At 71.5% G+C, this 6913-nt stretch carries 7 protein-coding genes; 3 read left to right on the top strand and 4 right to left on the bottom strand.

Annotation, left to right across the window (positions count from 1 at the left end):
• Positions 1-573 precede the first annotated feature (573 nt).
• A complete protein-coding gene (gene tyrS / locus ABD54_RS24540) occupies positions 574-1872 on the bottom strand; it encodes a tyrosine--tRNA ligase (protein WP_047871908.1) in 1299 nt (432 codons plus the stop codon).
• Positions 1873-2126: 254 nt separating this feature from the next.
• Between tyrS and ABD54_RS24535 the strand changes: the two genes are divergently transcribed.
• The 3 genes from ABD54_RS24535 to ABD54_RS24525 all read left to right on the top strand — a co-directional run bounded on the left by ABD54_RS24535 (position 2127) and on the right by ABD54_RS24525 (position 4597).
• Positions 2127-2936 carry an alpha/beta fold hydrolase gene (locus ABD54_RS24535; protein WP_047871907.1) on the top strand — a complete coding sequence of 270 codons (810 nt, stop codon included), beginning with the start codon at positions 2127-2129 and terminating at the stop codon, positions 2934-2936.
• Positions 2929-3537: a TetR/AcrR family transcriptional regulator gene (locus ABD54_RS24530; RefSeq protein ID WP_047871906.1), complete on the top strand. Its 609-nt coding sequence runs from the start codon at positions 2929-2931 to the stop codon at positions 3535-3537. Before ABD54_RS24535 ends, ABD54_RS24530 begins: the two co-directional genes overlap by 8 nt.
• Positions 3538-3889: 352 nt before the next feature.
• A complete protein-coding gene (locus tag ABD54_RS24525) occupies positions 3890-4597 on the top strand; it encodes an HNH endonuclease family protein (RefSeq protein WP_047871911.1) in 708 nt (235 codons plus the stop codon).
• A gap of 7 nt (positions 4598-4604) precedes the next feature.
• On the opposite strand, the gene ABD54_RS24520 is transcribed toward ABD54_RS24525, so the two are convergent.
• The 3 genes from ABD54_RS24520 to ABD54_RS24510 all read right to left on the bottom strand — a co-directional run.
• Positions 4605-5012 (bottom strand): hypothetical protein, encoded by a 408-nt coding sequence (locus tag ABD54_RS24520; protein WP_082166978.1) that lies wholly within the window; start codon positions 5010-5012, stop codon positions 4605-4607.
• 243 nt (positions 5013-5255) lie between these two features.
• Positions 5256-6467, bottom strand: a complete 1212-nt coding sequence (lhgO, locus tag ABD54_RS24515; RefSeq protein WP_047871909.1) for an L-2-hydroxyglutarate oxidase — start codon at positions 6465-6467, stop codon at positions 5256-5258.
• Positions 6468-6514: 47 nt separating this feature from the next.
• The coding region (locus tag ABD54_RS24510; protein WP_047871905.1) for a DUF742 domain-containing protein at positions 6515-6913 on the bottom strand (399 nt) is incomplete at its 5' end.

Below are 6913 nucleotides of genomic sequence, written 5' to 3'. Positions count from 1 at the left end.
TTCTCAAGAAACAACCGCTCTTCGTGTACAAGCTGCTGTGAGCTTTTCCGCCGAAGGCGTTGTGCGTTTCCGCTTTGTTGTGTCTTTACTTTATCAGGTGTTCCGCGCCCCGCCAAATCGGCGGTTTGTGGTGTTCCCGTTCGGGGTAAAGCCCGTTTCCTGTTCCGCTTCCGTGTTTCCTTGGAAGCGCCTCCGGAAGCCTAGCCGATGAAGAGCAGTGCTCGAACCGGCTTGTTCGGGAGGAGGGGTGTCGCCGGACCCGGTCCGGTTCCGAGCCGGCCCGAAGGCCGCTCGCCGTCCCGCAGCGACTCGTCCGAGTATAGGGAGGGTGGGGGCAGACGTCAAGACGGAGCCCGGTACGCGCGTCGACCGCGCGATCCGGGACTCTGTCGCCCCTGGCGGGCGGCTTGTTCGAGCCCCTATGACGTGCGCGGTACTCACACCGGGTCCGCGCTGTTACGTCGGCTTTTGTTCAGACAACCGGCATACTGCCCGGAAGATTCCCGCTCGAAACCCGTTGGGCTCCAGCCGCTCCGCGGGCCGGTGCAGGACACCAGCCCGCGGAGCGCCGCGTCAGCCGTTCAGGACCAGGCCGCCGATGTTGCGCTTGCCCTTGCGCAGCACGACGAAGCGTCCCTGGAGCACGTCCTCGGGACGGAGCACGGCCTCCACGTCTGTGACCTTGACGTTGTTGACGTAGGCCCCGCCCTCCTGGATGGCGCGGCGGGCCGCGGACTTACTCGGGGTCAGGCCGCTCCGCGCGAACGCGTCGGTCACGAGCAGCCCGCCGACGGAACCGTCGACCTCGGCACGGGGCACTTCGGCCAGGGCGGCGTCGAGCGTACGGGAGTCCAGGTCGAACAGGTCCGCGCGGCCGAACAGCGCCAGGCTGGCCTCCTTGACCTTTCGGCACTCTTCCTCGCCGTGCACGAGGACGGTGAGGTCCTCGGCCAGGACGCGCTGGGCGGCGCGGGCCTGCGGACGCTCCTCGGTCTGGCGCTCCAGTTCCTCGATTTCGTCGCGGTCGCGGAAGCTGAAGGTCTTCAGGTAGCGGACCACGTCGCGGTCGTCGGCGTTGAACCAGAACTGGTAGAAGGCGTACGGCGAGGTCAGCTCGGGGTCGAGCCAGACACTGCCGGACTCCGTCTTGCCGAACTTGGTGCCGTCGGCCTTGGTGAGCAGGTTCGTGGTCAGCCCGTGCGCCTGGCCGTGCGGCTCGTTTCCGTCCATCCTGCGGACCAGGTCCAGGCCCGCGGTGATGTTGCCCCACTGGTCGGAACCGCCGGTCTGCAGCGTGCAGCCGAAGCGGCGGTAGAGCTGAACGTAGTCGTAGGACTGCAGGAGCACGTAGCTGAACTCGGTGTAGCTCATGCCCTCGCCGTCGAGTCGGCTCCGCACCGTCTCCCTGGCAAGCATCTGGTTGACGCTGAAGTGCTTGCCGACGTCGCGCAGCAGCTCGATGGCGTTGATCTCCCCGAGCCATTCGGCGTTGTCGGCCAGGACGGCGTCGGTCGGCTCCGGCTGCTCGCCCTCGGGGGTGAAGCGCAGGAACGCGGACAGCTGCCGACCCAGGTTGTCGACCCAGCCCCGCACGGTCTCCAGCGAGTTGAGCTGGCGCTCGGAGTTGGGCTTGGGGTCGCCGATGAGACCGGTGCCGCCGCCGACCAGTGCGATCGGGCGGTGCCCTGCCTGCTGGAAGCGGGCCAGGGTCAGGATCTGGGTGAGGTGGCCCACGTGCAGGCTGCCCGCCGTCGGGTCGAATCCGCAATACAGGGTGATCGGACCATCGGCGAGCGCCTTGCGCAGTGCGTCAAGGTCGGTCGTCTGCGCGAGCAGGCCGCGCCACTGGAGTTCGTCGATGATGTCGGTCACTGTGTTGCTCTCTGTTGAAAGGCGAGCCCCACGGGGCTCGATCTGCTTTGGAGTGTAGGTCGGACGCGACGGAAAGCCATCCGGTTTTCCGGCCTTCCCACGCTATCGGCTGTGGTGGGGGCATAGGTCGCACGCCCTCGGCCCGCCGCGGCCACCGCTTCCCTCGAAGAACCGGGACCGGCTCCCTTGACACGGTTGGCTAATGCGATTAGCTTGATGGTTATCAAGGAAAGCTAAACAGCAGGGAGAACACGCTGCATTACCTCACACGTCCCCGCGGACGTATCGCCTACGACCTCTACGGCGCCGACAACACCGGCCCGCTCGTGGTCTGCGTACCCGGCATGTTCGACCACCGCCACTCCTTCCGCTTCGTCGGCGCGGGGCTGGCCGAGGCCGGGTACCGGGTCGCCGCCATGGACCTGCGCGGCCACGGCGACAGCGACACCACCTTCGACGACCACACCAGCCGGGCGGCGGCCACCGACGCCCTCGCCCTCGCCGAGGAACTGGGCGGAGAAGACGTGGTCATCGTGGGCAACTCCCTCGGCGCGGGCGCCGCCGCCATCGCGGCCAAGGAGCGGCCCGACCTGGTGGTCGGCATCGCCCTGCTCGGCCCGGCCCTGGGCCCGCCCTCCCTCGGCCCGTTCGCCCGCCTGGGCCTGCGACTGCTTCTGCTGCGGCCCTGGGGTCCCCGCGCCCTGACCGCCGTCTACGACCGGTTGCACACCGGACGCAGGCCCGAGGGGCACCGGCGCCAGTTGGAACTCGTCCTGGGGATGCTGCGTCCGGCCGACCGCTACCGCGCCGTGTACAGGACGATCCAAGCGCCCAACGAGACCGTCGCCGACACCGAGGGGATGCGGGCCCGGGCCGTGGTGGTCATGGGTGAGCAGGATCCCGACTGGAGGGACCCGCGATCCCATGCCGACCACGTGGCCTCCGTGGTCGGGGGCTCGGTGCTGATGGTGCCCGAGTGCGGCCACTACGCCCATGCGCAGCGGCCCGACGTGGTCGTGCCCGCCGTCCAGGAGCTGCTCAGGGACGTGGTAGCCGGTGCCTAGGGCGGGGCTGACACCGGCGGTGGTGGCCGAGGAGGCCGCCCGGCTCTGCGACGAGGAGGGGTTCGACTCCCTGTCCCTGGCCGCTGTCGCCAAGCGGCTCGGGGTGGCCACTCCCAGCCTGTACAAGCACGTCGACGGGCTTGCGGGGCTGCGCCGCGAGGTGGCGCTGCTGGGCGCGAACGGGATCGGCGAGGAGGTGCAACGCGCAGCCGTGGGCCGGTCCGGTCCGGACGCGCTGCGCGCGACAGCCGACGCCTACCGCCGCTACGCGCACACCCACCCGGGGCGCTACATCGCCCTCCAGCAGCTGCCGGTGCTGGCCGGGGCCGAGGCCGAGCCGGCCACAGACCCCGTGCGGGTGGTGGCCGCCGTCCTACGAGGGTTCGGCATCGCCGAGGAGCAGATGGTGCACGCGGTCAGAGCCCTGCGCAGCGCGATGCACGGGTTCGTGGACCTGGAGACACGCGGCGGCTTCGGTCTGCCCGAGGACACGGACCGGTCCTACGCGCTGCTCGTGGAGGGGTTCGTCCGCGCCTTCCAGGAGTGGCCGGACACGGTGCTCGGCGCGGCTGTGGAGCACGAGGACGCGGGGAAGAAGTAGGCGGTGCGGGGACCTGGGGCTGTGGGAGAGGCCGGTGGCTGCGGCCTTGGTGGAGGGCGCGCCGGTGCCGGCGAACACGGTCCTGTACGCCTAACGCTCCGGGGCCGGCCGGACCGCGCCCGGGCAGGACTCCACATCGCGGGGGGAGAGATTGCTCCCGCTGGGCTCCTTCGTGTTCGGCCCCTCTCGTCCCGGCGTTTCCCTCTCCCTTTCGGTTAGCCCTCCCGGTGCGGCTACTGGTGAGCAACACCTGGCTCGGAGCGGTGTTACGGCCCTGTCCGGCATGGGCCAAGCTGGTGGGGACGACCGCGCGCCGTCCGCGCGCGGCGCCCGACCCGTTGTGGAGCCCCTGATGCCCAAGAAGGCCGCGTCGAAGATCAGTGGTCTGGTGACCGCCGTGGTCGGCGTCATCGCCGTCGCCGCGTTCGTGCTGTACCAGCTGGGAGTGATCGAACCGGACCCCGAGCGCACCGCCGAACCCCGGGGCGACGGTTCGCCCGCGCCCGGGGACGGCGGTGTTTCCTCGTCGGTGGAGCAGGCCCGGCAGTGGATGGAGGAGTTGCGGGTGGAGGAGGAGAGCGATCCGCCGGGGTACGACAGGGCGCTCTTCCCCCACTGGGACAGCGGCGTACAGGACAACTGCACCACCCGCCAGGTGGTCCTGCTGCGCGACGGTGAGGACGTGCGGGTCGACGACGACTGCCAACCGGTGTCGGGTTCCTGGTACAGCCCCTATGACGGGGAGACCCTGGGCGAGGCGGAGGACCTGGACATCGACCACATGGTGGCCCTGAAGGAGGGCTGGCGCTCGGGCGCCCACGCGTGGACGACCGAGGAGCGCGGGCGCTTCGCCAACGACCTGGACTCCTCCCAGCTGTGGGCGGTGAGCGCGTCGACGAACCGGTCCAAGGGCGACGCCGACCCTGCGGACTGGCTGCCGCCGTTGGAGGCCTCGCACTGCGACTACGTGGTCTCGTGGATCGAGGTCAAGCACGTGTGGGACCTGACCGTGGACCCGGACGAGGAAGCGGCGCTGCGCGAGGTGCTCTCGGGCTGCTGAGGCCGGTTCAGGCGGGGTTGGCGGCTCTGACGCCCCGTGCGGTGGCCAGGAGTTCCTTCTGGCCGACGAGGCCGAAGGCGTCGCGGACCTCCACCGCCGCCCCCCTGAAGGGCGTCCAGAACGCCTCGGTCTCGCCGTGCAGGGCGGTGTGGCCGTTGTTGTCGAACTCGGTGAGCTCCCAGTCGGGTGAGCGCTCGTGGTAATCGGTCAGGAAGCCGCGGACGGCGGACAGGTCGGTGAGCCTGTCGCCGCGCATGACCAGGACCTGGAGGACCACCCTGGCCCCTCCCCCCTCCAGAGTCGTCTCCCACACCCGGCTGGAGAAGGACACGCCGCCCCACTCGTAGTCGAAGTCGGAGACCGAGGTCTGGTCGTCGATCTGGTCGGGCAGGTACCCGATGGTGAATCCGTCCAACTCTCCCCCTCGTGGGCTGGCTGCGGCCGGGGCCGCGACGAGTGCGAGCGCGGCGGCGAGGACCGCCGCGACCCACCGGAGAACACGCATGGTCACCTCCGGCGGCGGTGGCGGGACCCTCCCGCACCGCCGCCACTTCTTATGGTGGGACGCCGCGGAGGCCCGTACCAGAGTGTCCTCGAACCTGTGGACAACCCCCGCCGACACGCGCGGGGGCCGTGTCGGAGCCACCTACCCCGGCGGTCAGGGGACGAACGTGTCGGTGAGGAACTCCGCGATCGCCAGGGACGAGGTGGCCGCGGGCGAGGGCGCGTTGCGCACGCACACCACCCGCCCGTGGGTGTCCACGTGGAAGTCGTCGAGCAGGGAGCCGTCCCGGGCCAATGCCTGGGCGCGCACCCCGGACGGGGCCGGGCGGAGGTCGGCGGCGGCCAGTTCGGGCAGCAGCCGCCGGGCCTGGGCGGCGAACGCGGCCCGTGAGGCGGACACGAGGGCCTCCCGGGCGCCGACGGTCCAGTGGCGGCGGGCCAGGCGCCAGAACCCGGGCCAGGACAGGGTCCGCGCGAGTTCCCGGGTGCGCACGTCGCGTGCCCGGTAGCCCTCCAGCGCGGTGGCGAGGACGGCGTTGGGCCCCGCCATGACCTCACCGTGGACGTGGCGGGTCAGGTGCACCCCGAGGAAGGGGTAACGCGGGTCGGGGACGGGGTAGAGCAAGCCGTTCACCAGGTGGCGGCGCTCGGGGACGAGTTCGTGGTACTGGCCGCGGAAGGGCACCACCCGGGGGTCCTCCGCGGCACCCGCCATACGGGCGAGGCGGTCGCTGTGCAGGCCGCCGCAGACCACCAGGCGGTCGAAGCGGTGGACGAGCCGCTCGCCCCGGGGGTCGCCGGTGAGGACGCGGACGCCGTCGTGCTCCTGGCGCAGGTCCAGCACGGGTGTGTTGAGCAGGACCCGGCCGCCGGACCGGCGCACGTCGTCGGCGAACTGCTCGGCGACGGCGGCGAAGTCGGTGACGGCGGTGGTCGGTGAGTGCAGGGCGGCGGCGCCCGCCGCGTGGGGTTCGACCTCGCGCAGGCCCTCGGGGCCCAGCCGGGTGACGCCGGGGACGCCGTTCTCCCGCGCGCGGCGTTCGACGTCGTCCAGGCGTGCCTCGTCCTCTGCGTCGGCGGCCACGACGACCTTGCCGACCTCGTGGTAGGGCAGCCCGTGTTCGGCGCAGTAGTCCCTGAGCAGGCCGACGCCGCGCCGGCACAGCGTGGCCTTGAGGGATCCGGGCCTGTAGTAGAGCCCGGCGTGGACGACGCCGCTGTTGTGGCCCGTCTGATGCGCGGCGACCCGGTCCTCCTTCTCCAGGACGGTGACGCGGGCGCCGGGGCGGTGGAGGGTGAGGCGGCGTGCGAGGGCCAGGCCGACGATGCCCGCTCCGATGACGCCGATGTGTTCGGTGCTGCGCATGATCGGCACGCTAGCAATCCGGGTCCGGGCGGAAGGGGGCGGGCCGGTCACAGAGCGCGCAGGCCGACGAGGACGGCGTGCAGCAGGTCCTCCCGGCCCAGCGGGCGCGAGGGACCGCAGCGCTGGAGCGAGCCGTCGGCGACCATGTCGGCGACGATGGCCCTGACCTGGCCGACCGGCAGGCGCACCTCGGCGGCGAGCTCGACGACGGTACGCGCGCGCAGGGCGTGTCGGAGGAGGGCCTCGCGTTCGGGCCGCAGCAGTTCGTGGCGGCCCGGTACGCGGGCGGCGACGACGAGGCTGAGCAGGTCGGGCCCGTCCGGGCCGCTGCGGGGGACGCCGAGGGCGTGGGCGTCGGGATCTCCCGCGGACACGGCGAAGGGGCGCAGGAAGCGCTCCCGTCCGGGTTCCTCCTCGGGGACGCAGGGGCCCGGACGGGCCCGACC

Origin of the sequence: Nocardiopsis sp. RV163 (assembly GCF_001029525.1) — a bacterium.
GTDB lineage: Bacteria > Actinomycetota > Actinomycetes > Streptosporangiales > Streptosporangiaceae > Nocardiopsis > Nocardiopsis dassonvillei.
The sequence above is the reverse complement of the archived record's forward strand: the minus strand, read 5'-3'. Positions and strand labels throughout refer to the sequence as shown.